The organism is Plantibacter sp. RU18 (genome assembly GCF_050613355.1).
Taxonomy (GTDB): Bacteria; Actinomycetota; Actinomycetes; order Actinomycetales; family Microbacteriaceae; genus Plantibacter.
Genome location: NZ_CP159618.1, coordinates 1,725,242 through 1,746,092, shown reverse-complemented (window position 1 = coordinate 1,746,092; position 20,851 = coordinate 1,725,242). Strand labels below are relative to the sequence as shown.

Sequence of the window (20,851 nt, the reverse complement as noted above, 5' to 3'; positions counted from 1 at the left end):
TCAGGCCCGGTTCCGGGAGACGACCCGCAGAGGCGCCAGAACGGCCCTGCCGGCCTTCCAAGTCCGCGTGCCGCGGACGGCGTCGAGCTGCTGCCGGAGCCCTGCGTTCTCGCGCTCGAGCGCCTCGAACTGCTCGCGACCGGGATTGTTGTAGACGGATATCCTCGCGAGCTCGGCCTCGAGCCCGAGGATGCGGTCGATGAGCTCGAGAACGCGCCGCTCTGCGGCGATCTGTTCAGGAGTCGGACGGTCAGCTGACATGGAAAGGGCCTCGCTCTGTGACTGCCGGATGAACTGGTCGAGTCTAGCACCGGGCTCCAAGGCCGCCTTGGGGGCGATGTTCAGGAACCCGGCGCACCGCTCAGCGTCGCCGGAGGACGCCGACCGCCTTCCGCACCGGCGAGGTCAGCTTCCACGAGGTGCTCGCGCGAACGGCGTCGAGTTCGCCGACCGCGACGGCTCGTCGGGCGTCAGCGGCCTCGACTTCCGCCCGGATCGAGGCTCGCTCGATCTCGGCGAGGTGCAACTGGTTCCGATAGTCGAGATCGCGCTCGTATTGCGCGGACACCTGCTTGCCGAGCCAGTGGTAGTCGCTCTCGATCTGCGGCCCGTCGGACTGCGCCGCCCGGAAGAAGTCTACGATCGCCGCCGGGAGGTCGGATCCCACGCCGATCACCCCGAGACCGTGGCCGTGCTCGAACTGGAAGCTCCGCTCCGGGAACTGCGCCGCGAGCTCCGCCCACAATCGGTGGACACCGAAGCCGCGATCGAATTCGAAGGTGTCGTGGAACATGACGACACCACGCTCAGAGAGCTTGGGCGCGTACGCGGTCCAGTCCTCCAGGGCGTCCTCGTAGCCGTGACGCCCGTCGATGTGGAGGAGGTCGACCGAGCCATCCGGGATCCGGTCGACACTGTCGCTGAAGTACCCGCGGAGGAGGGTGGCGATCCCGGGGTACTCCGCATCCCGGATCGCGAGGACCGACTGGTACACGTCCTCGCCGTAGAAGCCTGCCTGGTCGTCGCCCTCCCAGCTGTCGAGGGCCGAACAGGCGGTGTCGAGACCGAGCCGGGTCACGGCGTCGCACGCGGTGAAGAAGGAGAAGCCGTTGTGCGTGCCGAGTTCGACATAGTTGGACGGCCGGAGCGCGTCGATCATCCAGAAGGCGAACGGCGCGTGCTCGAGCCACGCCGACTGCACGATGTGGCGAGGCATCCAATAGGAGGCGTGGCTGATCCAGGCGGATCCGACCGCCGGATCCGACCGGCGTGCGGTTGCTTGATCGTCGTTGGTCATGGGACTCCTTGTGCGGATGGGGACGGAACGTCGGCGTGATGTTCAGGAAAGCTACGGTAGATTGACGTGGTTCACGTCGTCGAAATCACTTCCGAATGCGCAATCGAGGCTCAATGCAGTATCTCAGGGATCTGGCGTCCGCCAGGGAACTCCTGGCGAATCTCACCCTCCGAGATATCCGCGGCCAGTACAAGCGCACCATCTTCGGGCGCCTGTGGTCGCTCGCCAGCCCTCTCGCCTCGATGCTCGTGTACACATTCGTGTTCGCCTTCATCTTCCGGGTGAAGCCCGACCCGGGTGACCCCAGCGGCGTCAACGTCTTCGCCATCTGGTTGCTCTGCGGCCTGCTCCCTTGGACGTTCTTCTCGACCGCGCTCAGCACCAGCATGGGGTCTATCGTCGGCGGCGCCGGTCTCATCACCAAGGTCTACTTCCCGCGGATGGTCCTGCCGATCTCCTCGGTCCTGACTGTCGGCTACAACTGGCTGTTCGAGATGGCCGTGCTGACCATCGCCCTCTTCGTCGTCGGCGCCTTCGTGCTCCCCTGGCTCCCGCTGGTGCTCCTCATGATGGTGCTGCTGGCCGTGTTCGCAACCGGAGTGGGCCTCATCCTCGCGGTCGCCAACGTCTACTTCCGCGACACGCAGTACCTCCTGGGCATTGTGCTGCAGATCTGGATGTACCTCACGCCCATCGTCTACCCGTCGACTCTCGTGAGCGACGCGTCGAAGAGCGTGGGCGGGCTGTTCGGCACGCCTATCACGGTCTGGGACATCTACGAACTCAACCCGATGCTCCACTTCGTCAACGTGTTCCGCAACCTCATGTACGACAACCGATTCGCCGACCCGGCCGACGTCCTCGCCTGTGTGGCCTGGGCCGTCGTCGCGCTCGTGGTCGGAATGTGGGTATTCGCCCGCAAGGAGAAGAGACTGGCGGAGATCCTATGACCGACATCGCTGTGCACGTCGACGACGTGAGCAAGAAGTTCCGGCTCTACCATGAGCGCAACCAGAGCCTGAAGTCGGCGATCATGCGCCGCAAAATCTCGGTGCACGAGGACTTCTGGGCGCTTCGCGACATCACGTTCGACGTTCCGACGGGTTCGACCTTCGGGTTGATCGGGAGCAACGGTTCAGGTAAGTCGACCCTCCTGAAGTGCCTCGCGAAGATCCTCTACCCGGAGACGGGCACGATCACCGCGAACGGCAAGGTCGCGGCGCTGCTCGAAGTCGGCTCCGGGTTCCACCCCGAGCTCTCCGGCCGCGAGAACGTCTTCCTGAACGGGTCGATCCTCGGCATGAGCCGCAAGGAGATCCAGCGCAAGTTCGACGAGATCGTCGACTTCTCCGGTGTCGAGCAGTTCATCGACCAGCCCGTGAAGAACTACTCCTCGGGCATGTACGTCCGACTCGGGTTCGCCGTCGCCATCAACGTCGACCCCGACATCCTGGTCGTCGACGAGGTGCTCGCCGTCGGCGACGCCGAGTTCCAGCAGAAGTGCTTCCAGAAGTTCGAGGACTTCAAGGCCGCCGGCAAGACCGTGATCCTCGTGTCCCACTCGATGGGCTCCGTGAAGACGATGTGCGATCACGCCGCCTGGATCAACAAGGGACACCTGGAGCTCGTCGGCGAGATCGATCCGGTCATCGCGGCCTACGAGAACTCCTACCCACACCAGCCGTAGCCGGCACAGGTTCCATCCGCTGAGCGTCGCCCTCGGGTGGCGCTCAGCGTCGTCGGCGGTGTTTGCGTGCGAACAGCAGCTCGGCCGCCATGATCAGCACGGCGACGCCGAGCGCCACCAGCGAGACACGGACGCCCGTCTCGAGGCCCGGGACGGTGTACTGCACACGCACGTCGTGGCTGCCCGCGGGGATGCGGACCGCTGCCCCGGCATGCTCGGCGGGTACCAGGGCCGCCGGTTCGCCGTCGATGGTCGCTGACCAGCCCGGACGGCGGAGCGAGTCGTCGATGACGAGCCATCCCGCACGATCCGACATCGTCCTCGCGGAGACAGCTGCAGGATCGTTCTCGGTCGCTGCAAGATCGACGGTGGCGGAGGACTCCTCGCCCTCAGGGATCTGGTCCGACGTTTCGACGTCCTCGTTGCGTTCCAGGAGGACACTCGTCGCGGGGATGGCGCCGTCGGCGAGGAGCTCCAGCCGTCGCTCCGGGTCGGTCTCCACGACGGCACTATCGGCCCAGCGGACTCGAGAAAGCGCACTGGAGCGCTCGATGATGGTCGCCTCCCCGGTCTGCACGATCCGGGCGCCGTCGTCATCCGGGAGCGTGAGGGCGACAGCGGCCGCCGCCGGATCGTCGACGGATGCGAAGACCTGCGCCGAGCCGCTCGACAAACGGATCTCGGCGTGCCAGGCGGTCTCCGCGGAGATCGACTCGCCGGGCAGCGTCACGTTCCGCTCACCGGCAAGCGAGCGATACCAGGTCGTCGTCGAGGCCAGCACGTCGCCAGAGGCCTCGTCGACGATGTCCGCGGTCAGTTCCGTGCCGGCATCGATCGAGGCGTCACCGTCGATCGCGAACCCGATCGTCCGGACCGGACCTGTCCGCACCGTGGACCGCACGGGTTCCTCCCCGAGCTCGACGGTCTCGGGCGATCGGTCGACGCCTTGGAAGACGCCCGGTGCCGGAGCGTTGGGATCGAAGAGCATGTAGGACACGCCCAGGCGGTCGAGCACCGGTGACGCGATGTTGATCGCGGCGATACTGGACAGGAAGGTCGAGTACGTCGGTGAGATCATCGCGTTCGGGTCGACCGCCCGGAGCAGGTCCCGCCACTCGGCGGTCTGGTAGGCATGGCCACCGACTGAACGCAGCCCGTACATCGTGTTCGCCCCCGGCAACAGGACCGCGTCGGTGTTTGCGAAGCGCTGCTCGCCAAGGTGCTGCGCCAGGTAGTCCGTCGTCTCCGTCGCGGGATAGAGGGTCGACTCCTCCGACCAGCCCCACCAGTGGTCCACGAGGTCGAGCGCGGGGATGAGTACGAGGATCGGCAGGAGGCCGACAGCTGCGGCCCTGACCACGGACGGCCTGGCGAACCGTCCGAGCAGGACCAGGGCGAGACCTGCGGCGCCGATGCCGGCCGTCGTCCAGATCCCCTCGATGATTCGGCCCTCGGCCCATGCCGGGACCTCGTCCATCGCTGTCGCGGTGAGCGACGCCATGAGGCCGAGTATCGCGAGCGCCGTCAGGATGCGCAGTGTGAGCTGGCGGCCGTCGAGCGCATCGCGTGCCGCAGGCAGCTCGAGCACATCACATGGTGGCCGAGCCGCGGAGATGAGCGATGCGAACCCCGCCGCGGCGAGTGTCGCCGAGAAGAATCCGACCATCACACGCAGACGCCCGATCGGGTTGTTCGAGAACACCGGGAGCTCCTGGGCGGCGGCGAGGGCCGGTCCGCCGACGTAGACCAGGACGACGCAGACTGCGAGCGCGATGATCTGGAACCGTGCGCCGGGCAGTGCGACGGACGATCGCCGGAGCAGGAACCGTGCCGCGATCAGCAGCATCGCGACGATACCGACGTAGGAGAGGCGCTCGATCGGGGACCCCGAACCGTACGCGGTCGGGATGGCGACATCCCCGATGATCTCCGGGACGAACGCCGACACCAGATCCATGAGGTGCAGTGAGTCGGTGGAGGTCTGGGCTCGGACGGAGAAGTCGAGCACGCTCGTGGCGTTGACGGCGAATGGCACCATCGTCCACGCGCACAGCGCCACCCCGAGGACGACACCCGCGGCGCAGACGGCACCGGCCCCGAGGACACCGACGACGGAGCGCCCGGTCGTGATGGCGCGGAAGATCGCCCACGCGGCGCCGGCGTAGAGCGCGTAGGCCGTCACCGCCGGAAAACCACCGAGGAGCATGACGCCCACGACGATCGCCACCGGCACGGCATCGACGAGACGCCGACGGACCGCCGCCCTATCGAGCGCCCAGAACAGCAGCGGGATGACCGCGGCGACCCGGGTGTGCTGCCAGTTTGTCCACGAGACCATGAAGCCCGAGGACACGAAGACGAGGCTCGCGAGCGCCCAGGTGGGGTCCGGCAGGCGGAGACGGCGGAGGAAGAGCGACATGCCGATCGTCACCGTGGCGATCTCGAGCAGCTTCGTCACGCCGGGAGCCACGCTCAGGGGGAAGACCCACCATGCCGCGGACAGCGGTGAGTACAGTCCCGAGTTCGGCAGCCCTCCGAGCTCCGCACCGCCGCCGACCCAGGGGTTCCACGCCGGAGAGGTGCCCGCGCGAAGCATCTCGACGATGGCCCAGGTCTGCGGGACGACCGTGTCGACGGTGTCGCCGACCAGGGCGTTGAACGCCGGTCGGGTCGGTCCGAGCGCGGACTGCCAAGGCGCCGCATTCTGGAGCAGATCGGTACCGAGGAACGTGCCGACACCGACGAGCGGCGGCCCGACGCTGAGGATGGCGAACACCGCCAGCGAACCCCAGGCGATGACCGACATCCAGATCCCGCCGCGCCACACCGGAGGGCGCGACGCACCAGGAGTGGTTCGGCGCAGGGCTGTGAACACGCGGATCCTCGCAAATCAGGGGCTGGCCCCGTCGCCGGGGTCCCGAACGATTATCCCCGAGAACGCCGCCCGGGTCGCATCGCCCAGGATCAGGGGCCGGATCGGGGATACTGGAAGGACCGCTCCCTCGAAAGGCCTCCATGATCGTCTTCGTCCAGATTCCCTGTCTGAACGAGGAGACGACGCTTCCGCTCGTCCTCGCCTCGATTCCGAGGGTCATCGAAGGCGTCGACCGTATCGAGATCCTCGTCATCGACGACGGCTCGACGGACCGCACCGTCGAGGTCGCTCGAGCCCACGGTGTCGAGCACATCGTGCAGCACACGCGCAACCGCGGCCTCGCGCAATCCTTCAAGGACGGCGTCGACTACGCGCTGCTCCACGGCGCCGACATCGTCGTCAACACCGACGGCGACAACCAGTATCCGCAGGATCGCATCGGCGACCTGGTCCAGCCGATCCTCCGCGGAGAGGCGGACATCGTCGTCGCTGATCGGCAGACGGCACTGATCGCGCACTTCTCGCCGTTCAAGAAGGTCATGCAGCGGATCGGCAGCCGCGTGGTGAACCTCGCCGCAGGAACCGATCTACCCGACGCCGCCAGCGGCTTCCGCGCCTACTCGAAGACGTCCCTCATCCGGCTGAACGTCGTGACACGGTTCAGCTACTGCATGGAGACGATCATCCAGGCCGGCTACAAGCGACTGGCGATCACCAGCATCCCCGTAATGACCAACCCGAAGACCCGGGAGTCACGCCTGTTCCGGAGCATCGGCGAGCACATGTACCAGTCCGGGGTGGCGATCACCCGGGCCTACCTGATGTACCGCCCGTACGTGGTCTTCGCCGGCCTCGGACTCCTGCTGGCCCTCGCCGGCCTGACGCCGTTCGTGCGGTACGCCGTGCTCCTGTGGGTGGACGACGGCGGAGACCACCTCCAATCGCTCCTGGTCGGCGCCACGCTACTCATGGGCTCGCTGCTCTCGTTCGCGATCGGCGTGGTCGCCGACCTCACACGGATCAACCGGACATTGAACGAGGAGACGCTCGACTACCTCAAGCTGCAGCGTTACGGCGACTGACGGCCGGCGGTCGCCCGATCGGCGAGGATGTCGTGCAGCAGCGCCGAGTACCGCTCCCCCGCCGTCTCGAGGGAGTAGTCGTCCGCACGCGCGAGGGCGCCCGCCTGGAGCCTGGCTCGGCATGCAGCGTCACCCACGAGCTGTTCGATCGCAGTGGAGAGCGCGACGGCGTCCCCCGAGGGCACGATCACACCGTTCGAACCGTCAACGACCGCCTCGTTCAACCCGGGAAGGTCTGAGACGACGACACACGTCCCTGCTGCGAACGCGTCGAGGATCGCGACGGGGAGGCCGTCCTGGTCTCCGGAGGTGGACAGCACCGATGGGAAGACGACGACGTCGGAGCGGCGGAACGCGGAACCCAACGCCGAACGGTCCAGCTGGCCCAGGAACCGGATGGGCAGGCCGGCCGCCTGCGCCTCCAGCTCCGCGCGGAGCGGACCGTCCCCGCCGATCTCGGCCGTCCAGCCGAGGCGGGACGGCAGGAGCCGCAGGGCCTCGATCAGGACGTGGACGCCCTTCTTCTCGACGAGTCGGCCGATGAAGAAGATCCGAGACGGGGCGTGATGGCCGACGACCGCCTCGATCGTCTCGAGGTCGGCCATCGTACCGACGCGCGTGCCCATCGGAAGCACCTGCACACGATCCGGCGCGACGCCGAGGCCGATGGCCCGCTGCATCATGTCGCGATTCATGACGGTGACGCGGTCGGCCTCCCCCAGCACCCACCGCTTGACACGCCGCATGAGTGCGGAGTCGAGCGCGTAGATGTCGCCACCTGGCGAGGTGAGCAGCTTCGGCACGCCGGGAGCGACGAGCCTCGCGACGATGCCCTGCGGGATGATCCAGTGCACGTGAATCACGTCCGGCCGGAATGAGCGCACCGCACGAGCGGTGGCGATCGTCTGGCCGAGAAGGAAGAACGGCAGTTGCAGCCAGCGGCTCCGACGCCTGCGGAGGTTCTCGAGGATCGCGCCGTCGGCGAGATCCTCCCACCGCTTGGGGAAGTACCGGTAGCGGAGGACGCGCACCGGTCCGTCGTGTTCTGCGGCCGCCGATCCGGGTACCCGTGGGACCAGGGCGAGCACCTCGAAGTCGGACGCCTCCTGCAGTGCGAGGTCGCGTACGAACGACGGAGTGCCGTCCTCGGGGACCGCTGGCCAGGTCGAAGCGAGGACGAGCAAGCGTGGTCGCGCCATCCGAAGACTCCGTTCCTGCACCACTCCGGGATAATGGGCACTTCCCATGAAGAACCTCACCAAGTATAGGAAGCCCATCCAGGTGGGCTTTGCCGCCGTCGTCATCGCGTGCATCGCGTGGACGGTCGCCGTCAACTGGACCTCGTTCAGCGCGAGCGTCTCGCAGATGAACCCGTGGTGGATGGTGGCGTCCTGTGCTGCCGGATTCGCCGGGGTCGCGCTGTCGATGCTCGCCTGGCGCGCCATCGTCATCGCGTTCGGGCACCGCGTCTCCGTCCGCGACGCCGGGTACGTGGTCTTCGTGTCGCAGATCGGCAAGTACATCCCCGGCGGCGTCTGGCCGATCGTCGCCGGCAGTCAGCTCGGACGGCGCGCCGGACTACCGACGGCGACGACGGTCGTCACCCTGACCGCCCAGCTCGGAGTGAGCCTCGTCACCGGCTCGACGCTCGCCGTCGGCGCGCTGTTCGGGTTCCCCGCCCTGCGCGAGTACGCCTGGTTGCTCATCGTCCTCGTGGTAGTCGGTGTCGTAGCCCTCCTGCCGCCCGTGATGCGACGCGTGCTGGGCTGGATGTTCACGATCATGAAGCGCCGGGATGAGCTGCCAGAGCTCCGCACCCTGCCGCTGCTCTCCGCGGTCGGCTGGTCGCTGGCGAGCTGGACCGCCTTCGGCGTGCACCTCTGGTGCATCGTGTCGGCGCTCGGCACCGTGGACCTCGCGGCCATCCTGCCCGCGATCTGCGGGTACGCCTTGGCCTGGGTCGCCGGGTTCCTCGCGGTGATCGCCCCGGCCGGCGCCGGCGTCCGCGAGGCGATCCTCGCGCTCGTCCTCGCGAACACCGTGACGGCGTCGTCGATCCTCGGGATCGTCCTGGTGAGCCGGTTCGTGCTCATCGTCGTCGACGTCGCGGTCTGCGCCTGCGCGGTCCTCCGCGGACACGTGGGCGTCGTCGCCGTCGAACCGCCGCCAGGAGGCGGAACCGCCTACGGCACGCAGGAGCCCGACCCGCGCTGAGCGCGAGCCGGGCTCGGATGGTGGTGCGTCAGGCCTGCTGCGCCAGGAGCGTCTGCAGGTACCGGCCATAGCCGCTCTTCACGAGCGGAGCGGCGAGCGCTGCGAGCTGCTCGTCGTCGATCCAGCCGGCACGCCAGGCGATCTCCTCGATGCAGCCGACCTTGAAGCCCTGACGGTCCTCGATGACGCGGACGTACTCGGAAGCCTGCATCATCGACTCGAAGGTGCCGGTGTCGAGCCAGGCGGTTCCGCGATCGAGCACCTGCACTTGCAGGTTGCCCTGCTCGAGGTAGCGCTCGTTGACGGTCGAGATCTCGAGCTCGCCCCGGGCGGACGGCTCGATCGTCTTCGCGATCTCCACGATGGAGTTGTCATAGAAGTACAGGCCTGGCACCGCGTAGTTGCTCTTCGGCTGCGCGGGCTTCTCCTCGATGGAGAGTGCCTTGAAGTCCTCGTCGAACTCGACCACGCCGTACGCCTTCGGGTCCGCCACCTGGTAGGCGAAGATGAGCGCACCGTCGATGCTGTTGTGGTTCCGCAGCGCGGATCCCAAGCCTGTGCCGTGGAAGATGTTGTCACCGAGCACAAGCGCGACGCTCTCATCGCCGATGAACTCCTCACCGATGATGAAGGCCTGCGCGAGACCGTCCGGCGAGGGCTGGACGGCGTACTCGAGCCGGATGCCGAGCTCGTCACCGTTGCCGAGGAGCGCGCGGAACTGTTCGTTGTACTCCGGAGTCGTGATGATGAGGATCTCCTTGATGCCCGCCATCATCAGCGTCGAGAGAGGGTAGTAGATCATCGGCTTGTCGTAGATCGGCATCAACTGCTTCGAGATGCCCTTGGTGATCGGCCAGAGCCGCGTGCCGGATCCACCGGCGAGAATGATGCCGCGCATAGTTATGTGTCGTTCCTTCGCTCGATGCAATTGGTTCGCGCGTCGCACGACCCCCGATCGGTGCCCGCGCGTTCGCTCGACGTGCCATTATCGCAGGAACCGGCTCTCAGGGCCCGTCGGGTAGTCTGGTGCGGCACCGACCACTGGAGGAGATGCCGACGTGACCGAAGACGCCGCACCACCACCGCACACACCCGAACCCGACGTCCGGCACCGCCTGCTCCAGGCGAACGACGCCCTGGCGGGCGCCCGCGCCGAGCGTGCGCAGGCCGAGCTCACCATCGCGGAGCTGCGCGACTCGCTCGCCGCCGAGCAGCGTGCACACGCTGCGGACGTCGCGCGTCTCATCGCCGAGTACACCGCCTCGACGCGATGGCGCGTCGGTGATGCGGTGCTCCGACCGATCGACCGGGTGCGGAGGCGACGTCGGTGAGCCCGGCCGGCTCCCCGCTATTCTCGATCATCACGCCGGTCTTCGACACGGACCCCGTTCAGCTCCGAGAGATGGTGGACTCCGTCCTCGCCCAGCGTTCGGCCGACTGGGAGCTCCTGCTCGTCGACGACTGCTCGACGTCCGCTGAGACCATCGAGGCGCTCACGGCGGTCCAGGACCTCGACCCTCGTATCACCGTGATCCGCCGGTCGACCAACGGCCGCATCTCCGCAGCGACGAACACCGGCCTCGAGTCCGCCGCGGGGACGTTCGTCGTCCTCGTCGACCACGACGACGCCCTGTCCCCCGCAGCCCTTGCGGTCGCGGCGGACGCGATCGCCGCGGACGAAACAGTCGACTACCTCTACTCGGACGAGGACAAGATCGATGAGGAGGGCGCACTGTCCGGCACCTTCGCCAAGCCGACCTGGTCACCGGCCCGACTCCTGTCCCAGATGTACACCTCCCATGTGTCGATCATCCGGACCACGCTCCTGCGTGAAGTGGGAGGGTTCCGCTCCGAGTACGACGGCTCGCAGGACCACGACGCGATCCTGCGTGTCACCGAGCGCGCTCGAAACATCACGCACCTCGGCGAGGTCCTGTACCACTGGCGAGCGACCGCCGGCTCGACCGCGATCGACGTCCGCGAGAAGGACTACGCCTGGGACGCCGGATTGCGCGCGGTGTCGGATGCGGTCCGTCGCCGACAGCTCGCCGGGGTGGCCGAGCCTGGTCACCTCCCGGGCACCTATCGCGTCGTCTGGTCGGTGCCCGCCGCGGTCTCCCTCGTGCTGTGCATCGACGACGACACGGATGCACAGCGTGCGGCCGGTGCAGTCCACGCCCTGGCCACCGGGGTCGACACCGATGTCGAACTCGTCGTCGTCCACGGACCTGCCGTGTCGGAGGCTGCGCTCCAGCGTCTCGACGAGACCCCGACGTCCCGTCGCGTGCTCGTTCCCGCACCGGTCGACGCCCCGTCCGCCGCTCGCAACATCGGGTTCTCCCACAGCACGTCGGACGTGGTCGTCTTCGTCGACACCATGCTCGAGTCGGTCGCGGACGACTCCCTGGCCAACCTCACCGGACCACTGTCGCAGCCTGACGTCGGTGCGGTGGGCGCACGCCTGCTGGACACCTCAGGACGCATCCTGCATGCCGGATTCCGGTACGCCCGGGGCGACTACCGTCGCCCGTACTCGGGCCGGGACGCCGACGCTGCCGGAGAGGCCAACGCCCTCGTCGTGGACCGAGAGGTGAGCGCCGTTTCAGCTATGCTCGTTGCGGTCGATCGGATGGGATTCGAATCCGTCGGCGGTTGGAACGAGGCCCTGAGCGGCGAGACCGCCGACCTCGACCTCGGTTGGAAGTTCGCGACGCTCGGGCGACGTGTCCTGTGGTCGGCGTCAGCCGAGGCGGTCGTCGACCGAGAGCTCGAGGATGCCGGCACCGCCGACGAGCAGGTTACGGGACTGTTCGCCCGCTGGGGCGATCCGACCGACGACCCGTACATCCCGTAGGGACGGGCTGGACGGGCACGGCCGACGGTCGCCCGAGCCGCCCGGGGCCGCGCTCAGCCGCGCAGGGACGCTCAGCCGCGTAGCGTGGCGTAAAAGGCGCGGGCGTCGTCCCAGGTCGGCAGCAGGCCGGCGGCCGCAGCTTCGGCGAGACCGGGAGCCTCGGTGTCCTTCGGAGAGAGCAGCGGCGTCCCGGCCTCCGGCGGGAGGACGAGACCGACCTGCTCGTCGAGCGGGTTGATACCGTGCTCGCGGTCGGGACGGTAGACGTCGGTCACGAGGTAGCTAACCGTCGCGTCGTCCGTGAGCGCGACGAAGCAGTGTCCGAGCCCCTCGGAGATGAAGATCGCTTTACGCTCGGTGTCGTCGAGGAGCACAGAGTCCCACTGGCCGAAGGTGGGTGAGCCCACACGGATGTCGATCACGTAGTCGAGCACCGCGCCACGGGTCGCCGTGACGTACTTCGCCTGACCGATCGGGATGTCGGCGAAGTGGATGCCCCGCACCGAGCCGCGTTTCGAGACGGATGTGTTCGACTGCGCCAGCTTGATGGAGCGTCCGGAAGCCTCTTCGAGCTTGTCGAAGCGGTACCACTCGAGGAACACGCCTCGGTCGTCGCCGAACTGCTTCGGGGTGATCTCATAGCTGTCGGGGACGTTCAGTTCACGGATCTGCACCCGGGGAGTCTACCAAGAGGAGGCTGATCGAGGGCGATCCCGGGGCGTCGTCGACCAGTCTCCTCCGGCATAATCGATTGTCCGCGTACAGAACGGCTCGCCATGATCTCCCTGCTCCGCCGCCTCTGGGACGGCGTCGCCGCTTACGCGCTCAAGTTCGGCGTCGTCGGCCTCATCGGTTTCGGCCTCGACGTCGCGGTGTTCAACGCTCTTCGGGTCGGTGTCTTCGGCAACGACCACTTCGCGCAGTCTCCGATCGGCGCGAAGATCATCAGCGTGTCGGTGGCGATCGTCTTCAACTGGATCGGCAACCGGTACTGGACCTTCCGAGAGCATCGGCGGAAGAACTTCATCCTGGAACTGGGCGAGTACGTCATCGTCTCGCTGGGCGGCATGGGTATCGCCGTCGCTTGCCTCTTCGTGAGCCACTACGTGCTCGGATTCACCTCGCTGCTGGCAGACAACATCGCCTCCAACGTCATCGGGCTCGGCCTCGGGACACTCTTCCGCTTCTTCCTGTACCGATTCTGGGTCTACGGCCACCACCGTTCCGACGGACTCGCGAACCGCGCGCGGGCCGAGGAGGCGCAACGCACGATCTTCGAAGAGCCGCCCACGGGCCCGTCAGCGCCAGCTGCTTCCCCGGACGGCCAGGTACGATAAAGGAGTCACCCCCGAGAGGACCCCAATCTTGACGTACCTGATCACCGGCGCTTCCGGCATGCTCGGCCACGACCTGCAGGAGGCCCTCACGGGTCGCGAGGTCACGGCCCTCGGCCGCGCCGAACTCGACGTGACCGATCTCGACGCAGTCCGTGCCGCTGTCGCCGGTCATTCGGCCGTCATCAACGCCGCCGCGTACACGAAGGTCGACGACGCCGAGTCGCACGAGGACGATGCGGCGGCCGTCAACGCGACTGGCGCCCGCAACCTCGCCATCGCCGCGCGCGAGGCCGGCGCGAAGCTGATCCAAGTGTCGACCGACTACGTCTTCGACGGCTCAGCCACGACGCCGTACCAGGAAGACCACGAACTGGCGCCGATCAGCGCCTACGGCCGCACGAAGGCCGACGGCGAGCGCGCCGTCCTCGCCGAACACCCCGACGGTGCGTACATCGTCCGCACCGCATGGCTCTACGGCAAGAACGGCCCGAACTTCGCCGCGACGATGGCGAAGCTCGCGGCGAACGGTGTCGACCCGGCGGTCGTCACCGACCAGCTCGGCCAGCCCACGTGGACCGCCGATCTCGCGGCGCAGATCGTCGTCCTGCTCGACTCGGATGCTCCCGCCGGTGTGTACCACGGCACCAACGCCGGAGAGGCCTCCTGGTACGAGTTCGCCCAGGCCGTCTTCACCGCCGTCGGCGCAGACCCCGCCCGCGTCTCCCCCACCGACAGCTCTGCCTTCGTCCGTCCGGCACCGCGCCCCGCGTACTCGGTCCTCGGTCACCACGCGTGGACGGCAGCCGGACTCGCGCCGATGCGCGACTGGCGCGAGGCCTTCGACGCAGCGGCGCAGCACGGCGTCGTCACGGCAGCGTGACCACGCTCCGGGTCGTCGTCGACCAGATCGTTGCACCCGTCATCGGAGGCGTCGGACGCTACTCCGAGGAACTCACCCGCGAGATCATCGCGAGCGCACCGGCCGGCTGCGACGTCGAGGGCATCGTCTCGGCGGTGCCGAAGGAGAAGATCGACCTCCTCGAAGCGAAGCTGCCTGGCCTCTCCACACTGCATCGCACCACGCTCCCCCGCCGCGAACTGAGTGCGGCGTGGCAGCTCGGCATCGTGGCGCCCGGCGCCGCGACCGGCATGGTGCACGCGCCGGGGCTGCTCGCTCCGCTCAGTCGCCACGACCGCATCAACGACGGCAACCAGATCGTCGTCACCGTCCACGACACCCTCGCCTGGTCGCACCCCGCGTCGCTCACACCGATGTCGGTCGCGTGGCAGAAGGCCATGGTGAAGCGCGCTCGGAAACACGCCGACGCGATCGTCGTACCGACACACGCGGTCGCAGACGAGCTGCGACAGATCGTCGAGCTCGGCGACCGCGTCCGTGTGATCGGCGGCGCTGCGGCATCGACGCTCGCCATCCCGACCGACGCCGACGGCCGCGCACGGACGCTCGACCTGCCGCCCGAATACCTCGTCTCCGTCGGATCGCTCGACCCTCGCCGGGGCATCACCGAGCTCATCACCGGACTCGGCCGCCCGGGCGCCCCGGAGATCCCGCTCCTGATCGTGGGAACCGACAGCTGGGGCGACGTCACACTGGCGCAGGTTGCCGACGAAGCGGGCCTGCCCGAGGGCCGGGTGCGCGCGCTCGGTGTCCTCGACGATGCAGACCTCGCGGTCGTGCTGGATCGGGCGACCGCGCTCGTCTACCCGAGCCTGGCTGAGGGCTTCGGTCTGCCACTCGTCGAGGCGTTCCGCTTCGGCACTCCGGTCATCCACTCGGACGTCCCGGCGCTCGTCGAGGTCGGTGGAGGTGCTGGAGTCGTCGTCGAATCAGGCGCGAAGGGCTACGCAGACCGCCTCATCGCCACCATCAACGACGTCATCGGGGACAGCGAACGCCTCGCGCGCCTCCGGATCCTCGGCATGGACCGCGAACAGGCCTTCAGCTGGCGTGACTCCGCCGAGCGAGTCTGGCAGCTGCACGCCGAGATCTGACGTCCGCGTCACACCTCACGGCCATGGTCGTTGTGGTGGTGGCACCTCGACAAGCTCGGCGAGCGGGATAGCTCGGTTCAGCCGGCGTCGGGGTCGGCGGATGGCGTCGGCGGGAACAGCTGGTCCTGGACCATCTGGTGGATGACCGTGTAGTCGGGATCCTCCGGGTCGATCGTCGGCGGCACGAACTGCAGCGAGTTGATCGGGAGGTCCTTGGTCTTCAGCGCAAGGTTCACGAAGTACCCGAGCATGCCCTGGGGCACGTCGGTCTTCACCACGTCGCTACCGGCCGCCGCGACGTCCTGGAACCGTGAGAGGACCGTCGTCGGGCTGAACTGCTTGAGCATCGCCGTCTGGAGCACGTGCTGACGCTCCATGCGGTCGTAGTCGCTCGTGGAGTGCCGCGACCGCGCATACATGAGGGCCGTCCAGCCGTCCATGTGCTGCTCGCCGGGCTCGATCCACTTCGTCACGTTCTCGAGGTCCGCGTCGCCGTCCATCGGCAGTCGCTCCTTGACGTCGATGTCGACGCCGCCGAGCGTGTCGATGAGCGTCGCGAAGCCGTACATGTCGATCAGGACATACCACTGGATGTGGAGACCGGTGATGCCCTCCGCAGCCTGCTTCATCGCTTCGATGCCAGGCTCACTGCCCTCAGCGGTCGCGTTGGGGAAGAGTTCAGGGTTCTTCAGCTCGATCTCGGTGTAGATGGAGTTCAGCTGGCAGACGTCGACGTCGCACGAGTCGTTGTAGCCATCGGGGTAGATGGAGGACATCTCGCTGCCCTCGGGGAACGGGATGTCGACGAGGTCGCGGGGCATCGACATCGTCGTCGCCTGGCCGGTCTCGGCGTTGACGCTCACGACCGACATGCTGTCAGGACGCATGCCCTCGCGGTCGGGGCCAGCGTCTCCGCCCAGCAGGAGGATGTTGTAGTACCCGTCGACGGGCGGCTCCGAGGGGCCGGTGTTCCCGAAGATGGACGAGATCGACCCGCGGGTCGCCCCGGCGACGACAGCGCCGTAGCCCGCGCCACCGGCGACCAGCACCATCGCGAGCGTCGTGAACAGCGCGACGCCGAGCCTCGCGTTCGGCGAGGCCTTCACCAGCCGCACCAACCGCAGGGTGTCGAGCGTCAGCACCACCCAGAGGATGGCGTATGCGACCAGGACCACTTGCGCCGCGGTGAGGGCGATCGGGTTCGTGGCAAGGGTGAACAGCACCTCGCGCGCAAGGAACATCAGTGCGATCGCGACGACCACGAGGAGCCACAGCACGAGCGTGAAGCCGAGGCCGAACCGACCCAGCTTCCGGTTGCCGGCGAGGACCTGAGCCGATCCGGGGATGAACAGGTTGAGCAGGACGAGCCACCAGGCGCGCTTGGTCATCACCTCGCGAGAGCGGGTGTCGGGGTACCGGATCGGTTTCGCGGCGGTGGCTGCACTCGTCATAGCTGGGCTTTGAGTTTCCGGTTCTTCTCCTCGACGGAGGCGGCGAGCGATTCAGCGTAGGCGACGAGCGCCGTCTGCAGCGCATCGTCCGCGGTTGCGAGGACCTTCACGGCGATGAGACCGGCGTTCTTCGCCCCACCGATCGAGACGGTGGCGACGGGCACACCGGCAGGCATCTGCACGATGGACAGCAGGGAGTCCAGACCGTCCAGACGCGAGAGGGGGACGGGGACACCGATGACCGGCAGCGTGGTCACCGAGGCGAGCATGCCAGGCAGGTGGGCCGCGCCACCCGCGCCGGCGATGATGACTTTCAGGCTGCGGGCGTGCGCTGTTTTGCCGTACGCGATCATCTTCTCGGGCGTGCGGTGGGCCGAGAGCACCTCGACCTCGAACGGCACGCCGAACTCGCGGAGCAGCTGTGCTGCGTCGCTCATGACGTTCCAGTCGGAATCCGAGCCCATGACGACTCCGACGAGCGGCGGGGCGTCCTGGGGCACGGCAGAGTTCTCGGGCATGAGCACCATCGTAGATCGGTGTGCCTGAAGATCCGCTCATGACGCACCGCAGCTGCCGGACAGGTGCTGTGCGACGAGGCCCCAGTCCGTGGGGTGCGTCGCGTGGTCTCGGCCTGCTTGGCAGGATGCTGAGAGAATCGACGGGTGAACACTTCGACCACTGATGGATCCGCACCTCGCCAGGATCCGCCGACCCCGCGCGAAGTCCGCACGTGGCGCGGGTACCTCGCCGACGAACGTGCAGAGGCCGCCGTCTACCGCGATCTCGCCGGGCGGCGCACCGGCGAGGAACGCGAGATCCTCCTGGCCCTCGCGGACGCCGAGAAACGGCATGAATCGCACTGGGTCGCCCTCCTCGGCGACGAGGTCGGGAAGCCGCAGCGGGGCGACCTGCGCACCAGGGCGCTCGGCTGGCTCGCGAGGCGTTTCGGTTCGGTCTTCGTCCTTGCGCTGGTCCAGCGCGCCGAGGCACGGTCGCCCTACGCGACCGATGCCGCGGCGACCGAGACGATGGCCGCCGACGAGCAGATCCATGAGGAGGTCGTCCGCGGACTCGCCGCGCGCGGTCGCAACCGCCTCTCCGGGACCTTCCGCGCGGCGGTCTTCGGCGCGAACGACGGGCTCGTCTCCAACCTCGCTCTGGTCATCGGCATGAGCGCCACCGGGGTCGGCAACGGCGTCGTGCTCGCCGCCGGTCTCGCCGGGCTCCTCGCTGGCGCGCTGTCGATGGGTGCCGGCGAGTACGTCTCCGTGCGCTCGCAACGAGAGCTGCTCGAAGCCTCCAGCCCGAACCCTGCGGCGGACGAGGCTCTCCCCCACCTCGACGTCGACGCCAACGAACTCGCTCTGGTCTACCGCGCGCGCGGGATGGAAGCGGCCGAGGCGGAGACGCATGCCGCCGACGTCCTCGCTCGAGTCGGCGCCGGCACCTATCAGGCGGAGGCTCGCACCGCGATCGACCACGAGGCGATCGGTACCGGCTTCGGCGCGGCACTCTCGAGCTTCTGCTTCTTCGCCTCAGGCGCCATCATCCCCGTGCTGCCGTACCTGCTCGGACTCCAGGGCCTCGCCGCGCTGCTTGTCGCGGCGCTGCTCGTCGGTATCGCCCTCCTCGGCACTGGCGCCGTCGTCGGGCTGCTCTCCGGGGGGCCGCCCCTGCGTCGAGCGCTCCGCCAGCTCGCGATCGGCTACGGGGCTGCTGCGGCGACCTACCTCCTCGGCCTGTTGTTCGGCGCGAACGTCGGGTAGGGCGCGCGCTCGGGCGGCATCCCCCTCTATCAGCCGCCCTCCCCCGAACGGCCGTAGCCCAGACGTCATCCCGTGTCCACGAACGCGTAACCCCCGGTGACTACGCTGGGGCCGTCGTCGCGCCGGCTCGGCGTCCGACGCACGCGCCGACGTGCACCGTCGTCGACTCGGACAGGCCAGGGGAACACGTGTGACGCAGCTGCAGCACCGGACCGTCCCGAGCGACACGGCACTCGGCTCCATGCCTCGGCTGCAACCGGACATCCAACTGCTCCGGGCGATCGCCGTCCTCTCGGTCGTCGTCTTCCACCTGTCCGCGAGCGCGCTGCCGGGCGGCTACGTCGGCGTCGACGTCTTCTTCGTCATCAGCGGCTACCTCATCACCGGTCACCTCGTGCGGCAGGCGACGACGACCGGTCGCATCGATCTCGCGGCGTTCTGGGCGCGCCGGATCCGTCGGCTGCTCCCAGCCGCGCTGCTCGTCCTGGCCGTCACCGCCCTCCTCATCTGGAGGCTGGCACCGCCGACGAGCTGGGCGCAGTTCTTCACCGAGACGGTCGCGAGCGCGACCTCGTGGGAGAACTGGTTCCTCGCGGCGAGCTCTGTCGACTACCTCGCCGAGGGCAGTGCGGCGTCGCCCGTACAGCACTTCTGGTCGCTCTCCGTCGAGGAGCAGTTCTACCTCGCGCTGCCGCTGGTCGTGGTGGTGTGCACCGCCGCCACGCGCCGGGCCGGCCGGCTCGAGCTGCGACAGGTCCTCACCCTGGCGCTCAGCGTTATCGGAATCGCATCGCTCGTCACGTCGATCGCCGTCACGTCCAGTGCGCCGGCCCCCGCATACTTCGTCACCCCGACCCGCGCATGGGAGTTCGCGGCCGGCGGGCTGCTCGCGCTGATCGGGCCCGCCGTGCTCGTCCACCGCGACCGGTGGCGGACAGGTGCCGGATTCCTCGGGCTCGTCCTGCTCGCCACCAGCGTGCTCATGTACACGGGCGACACACCGTTCCCGGGGATCGCCGCAGTCGTGCCCGTGGTCGGAACGCTGCTGGTCATCGCGGGCGGGTCGTCGACGCACCGGTGGTCCGTGACGACCATCGCCCGCGGGCGTCTGTCGAACTTCTTCGGAGACACCTCGTACTCGCTGTACCTCTGGCACTGGCCTGTCATCGTGTTCGCGCCAATGCTCCTCGGGCGACCTCCGGGCTGGCCGGAGTCGATAGCCGTCCTTGCGCTGTCGATCGTCCTGGCAGCGACGACCAGACACTTCATCGAGGATCCCGTTCGCCGGGCACCGAAGCTCGCCGGAGCACGGCCACGCCGCACGTTCACCGTCGCCGCCGGTGCGACGGCGATCGTCCTCTGCATCCCGCTGATCGGCCTCGCGAGTGTCCGCGTGCAGGAGCAGGATTTGACCGCCACCGTCGACGCCTACGTGCAGAGCCAGGAGCCGTGCTTCGGTGCAGCCGCCGCCCTCACGCGCGAGTGCAGCAATCCGAGGCTGGCCGACGAGCTCCTCCCGCCGCTCGCCGTCCGGACCGAGGACACCGGCGACACGTTCCGCTGCTCGGCCGCCGCAGACGCCACGGACTTCCCGGGATGTTCGTTCGGCTCGGAACGTGCAGACGCCGTGCGGGTCGCCATCACCGGGAACTCACACGCGACGATGCTCATCCCGGGGCTGACCGATCAGCTCCAGGAGCGCAATTGGCGGCTCGACGTCTACGTCGGCAAAGGGTGCGAATGGCGGGAGCCCGCGGTGGACGACTCAGAGGCCTGCTCTGCTCGGCGCACCATCCTGCAGCGGGCGTTCACGGGCGGTCGGGCGTACGACATCGTCCTCGTCACGTCGAAGAGCCCCGATGAGACGTCTGTCGCGGAACAGGCCGCGATCCGGACAGCGACCCTGGCGGCCTGGCGACCAGTGCTCGAACGCGGGACGTCGATCGTCGTGCTGCGGGACAATCCGCGGGTGCCCGTCACCGCAGCCGCCTGCGTCGACCGGACGAGCGCCGCCGAGCTGCTCGACGGGGCGTGCGCGTTCCCCGTGACTGCGGCGTACCCGACGTTCGATCTGAACACCGCTGCCGCGGCGATGACGGACGGCGCGGTTCCCGTGATCGACCTCGGTGAGCTCTACTGTCCGGCCGGCACCTGCTCACCCGCGGTCGGCCATGTACTGGTCTACCGCGACCTGCACCACATCACGGCGACCTGGTCGCGAACGCTCGCACCCATCCTCGTCGAAGCCATCGAGCAGGCGACCGCCCGTCCGTGA

General features: G+C 68.2%; 19 protein-coding genes. 11 read left to right on the top strand and 8 right to left on the bottom strand.

Translation table 11 applies throughout. From position 1 onward, the window contains the following. Together ABMA10_RS08495 and ABMA10_RS08490 are read right to left on the bottom strand one after the other, a co-directional pair. The gene (locus ABMA10_RS08495) at window positions 1-261 is read right to left on the bottom strand and encodes a hypothetical protein (protein WP_431031421.1); all 261 of its coding nucleotides are present in this window, start codon (window positions 259-261) and stop codon (window positions 1-3) included. A gap of 100 nt (window positions 262-361) precedes the next feature. Further along, window positions 362-1,297 (bottom strand): class I SAM-dependent methyltransferase, encoded by a 936-nt coding sequence (locus ABMA10_RS08490; protein WP_347870325.1) that lies wholly within the window; start codon window positions 1,295-1,297, stop codon window positions 362-364. A gap of 113 nt (window positions 1,298-1,410) precedes the next feature. Here ABMA10_RS08490 and ABMA10_RS08485 point away from each other — a divergent pair, with 113 nt between their 5' ends. Together ABMA10_RS08485 and ABMA10_RS08480 are read left to right on the top strand one after the other, a co-directional pair. Then, window positions 1,411-2,247, top strand: coding sequence for an ABC transporter permease (locus tag ABMA10_RS08485; protein ID WP_347870324.1), 837 nt, complete (start codon window positions 1,411-1,413; stop codon window positions 2,245-2,247). Next, window positions 2,244-2,984: an ABC transporter ATP-binding protein gene (locus ABMA10_RS08480; RefSeq protein WP_347870323.1), complete on the top strand. Its 741-nt coding sequence runs from the start codon at window positions 2,244-2,246 to the stop codon at window positions 2,982-2,984. The genes ABMA10_RS08485 and ABMA10_RS08480 overlap by 4 nt, the downstream gene beginning before the upstream one ends. 43 nt (window positions 2,985-3,027) lie before the next feature. On the opposite strand, the gene ABMA10_RS08475 is transcribed toward ABMA10_RS08480, so the two are convergent. Next, entirely contained in the window at window positions 3,028-5,859 is a 2,832-nt protein-coding gene (locus ABMA10_RS08475; RefSeq protein ID WP_431031420.1) for a hypothetical protein, read from the bottom strand. Window positions 5,860-5,999: 140 nt separating this feature from the next. On the opposite strand from ABMA10_RS08475, the gene ABMA10_RS08470 reads away from it, so the two are divergent. Next, the gene (locus ABMA10_RS08470) at window positions 6,000-6,941 is read left to right on the top strand and encodes a glycosyltransferase family 2 protein (protein WP_431031419.1); all 942 of its coding nucleotides are present in this window, start codon (window positions 6,000-6,002) and stop codon (window positions 6,939-6,941) included. Here ABMA10_RS08470 and ABMA10_RS08465 read toward each other — a convergent pair. Further along, window positions 6,929-8,140 carry a glycosyltransferase gene (locus tag ABMA10_RS08465; protein WP_347870320.1) on the bottom strand — a complete coding sequence of 404 codons (1,212 nt, stop codon included), beginning with the start codon at window positions 8,138-8,140 and terminating at the stop codon, window positions 6,929-6,931. The genes ABMA10_RS08470 and ABMA10_RS08465 overlap by 13 nt on opposite strands. Window positions 8,141-8,186: 46 nt before the next feature. On the opposite strand from ABMA10_RS08465, the gene ABMA10_RS08460 reads away from it, so the two are divergent. Next, complete coding sequence (locus ABMA10_RS08460) at window positions 8,187-9,155, top strand: lysylphosphatidylglycerol synthase transmembrane domain-containing protein (protein WP_347870319.1); 969 nt, start codon at window positions 8,187-8,189, stop codon at window positions 9,153-9,155. A 28-nt stretch (window positions 9,156-9,183) separates the two neighbouring features. On the opposite strand, the gene rfbA is transcribed toward ABMA10_RS08460, so the two are convergent. Further along, complete coding sequence (rfbA, locus tag ABMA10_RS08455) at window positions 9,184-10,053, bottom strand: glucose-1-phosphate thymidylyltransferase RfbA (RefSeq protein WP_347870318.1); 870 nt, start codon at window positions 10,051-10,053, stop codon at window positions 9,184-9,186. A gap of 160 nt (window positions 10,054-10,213) precedes the next feature. Between rfbA and ABMA10_RS08450 the strand changes: the two genes are divergently transcribed. Continuing rightward, a complete protein-coding gene (locus ABMA10_RS08450) occupies window positions 10,214-10,486 on the top strand; it encodes a hypothetical protein (protein WP_347870317.1) in 273 nt (90 codons plus the stop codon). Continuing rightward, on the top strand, window positions 10,483-12,009 hold the full coding sequence (locus ABMA10_RS08445) for a glycosyltransferase (RefSeq protein ID WP_347870316.1): 1,527 nt from the start codon (window positions 10,483-10,485) through the stop codon (window positions 12,007-12,009). The genes ABMA10_RS08450 and ABMA10_RS08445 overlap by 4 nt, the downstream gene beginning before the upstream one ends. Before the next feature lie 71 nt (window positions 12,010-12,080). On the opposite strand, the gene ABMA10_RS08440 is transcribed toward ABMA10_RS08445, so the two are convergent. Then, entirely contained in the window at window positions 12,081-12,683 is a 603-nt protein-coding gene (locus tag ABMA10_RS08440) for a dTDP-4-dehydrorhamnose 3,5-epimerase family protein (RefSeq protein WP_347870315.1), read from the bottom strand. A gap of 102 nt (window positions 12,684-12,785) precedes the next feature. Between ABMA10_RS08440 and ABMA10_RS08435 the strand changes: the two genes are divergently transcribed. Genes ABMA10_RS08435 through ABMA10_RS08425 form a run of 3 tightly spaced genes read left to right on the top strand, consistent with a single transcriptional unit; the run spans window position 12,786 to window position 15,359 of the window. Further along, window positions 12,786-13,346: a GtrA family protein gene (locus ABMA10_RS08435; RefSeq protein ID WP_347870314.1), complete on the top strand. Its 561-nt coding sequence runs from the start codon at window positions 12,786-12,788 to the stop codon at window positions 13,344-13,346. Window positions 13,347-13,374: 28 nt separating this feature from the next. Continuing rightward, window positions 13,375-14,226 (top strand): dTDP-4-dehydrorhamnose reductase, encoded by an 852-nt coding sequence (rfbD, locus tag ABMA10_RS08430; RefSeq protein ID WP_414693720.1) that lies wholly within the window; start codon window positions 13,375-13,377, stop codon window positions 14,224-14,226. Beyond that, window positions 14,223-15,359 carry a glycosyltransferase family 4 protein gene (locus ABMA10_RS08425; RefSeq protein ID WP_431031418.1) on the top strand — a complete coding sequence of 379 codons (1,137 nt, stop codon included), beginning with the start codon at window positions 14,223-14,225 and terminating at the stop codon, window positions 15,357-15,359. Before rfbD ends, ABMA10_RS08425 begins: the two co-directional genes overlap by 4 nt. 77 nt (window positions 15,360-15,436) lie before the next feature. Here the strand turns inward: ABMA10_RS08425 and ABMA10_RS08420 are convergent, their stop codons facing one another. Next, entirely contained in the window at window positions 15,437-16,810 is a 1,374-nt protein-coding gene (locus ABMA10_RS08420) for an LCP family protein (RefSeq protein WP_347870312.1), read from the bottom strand. Continuing rightward, window positions 16,807-17,328: a 5-(carboxyamino)imidazole ribonucleotide mutase gene (gene purE / locus ABMA10_RS08415; RefSeq protein ID WP_347870311.1), complete on the bottom strand. Its 522-nt coding sequence runs from the start codon at window positions 17,326-17,328 to the stop codon at window positions 16,807-16,809. The genes ABMA10_RS08420 and purE overlap by 4 nt, the downstream gene beginning before the upstream one ends. Window positions 17,329-17,472: 144 nt before the next feature. Between purE and ABMA10_RS08410 the strand changes: the two genes are divergently transcribed. Then, entirely contained in the window at window positions 17,473-18,576 is a 1,104-nt protein-coding gene (locus tag ABMA10_RS08410; protein ID WP_347870310.1) for a VIT1/CCC1 transporter family protein, read from the top strand. 190 nt (window positions 18,577-18,766) lie between these two features. Further along, window positions 18,767-20,851, top strand: coding sequence for an acyltransferase family protein (locus ABMA10_RS08405; RefSeq protein WP_431031417.1), 2,085 nt, complete (start codon window positions 18,767-18,769; stop codon window positions 20,849-20,851).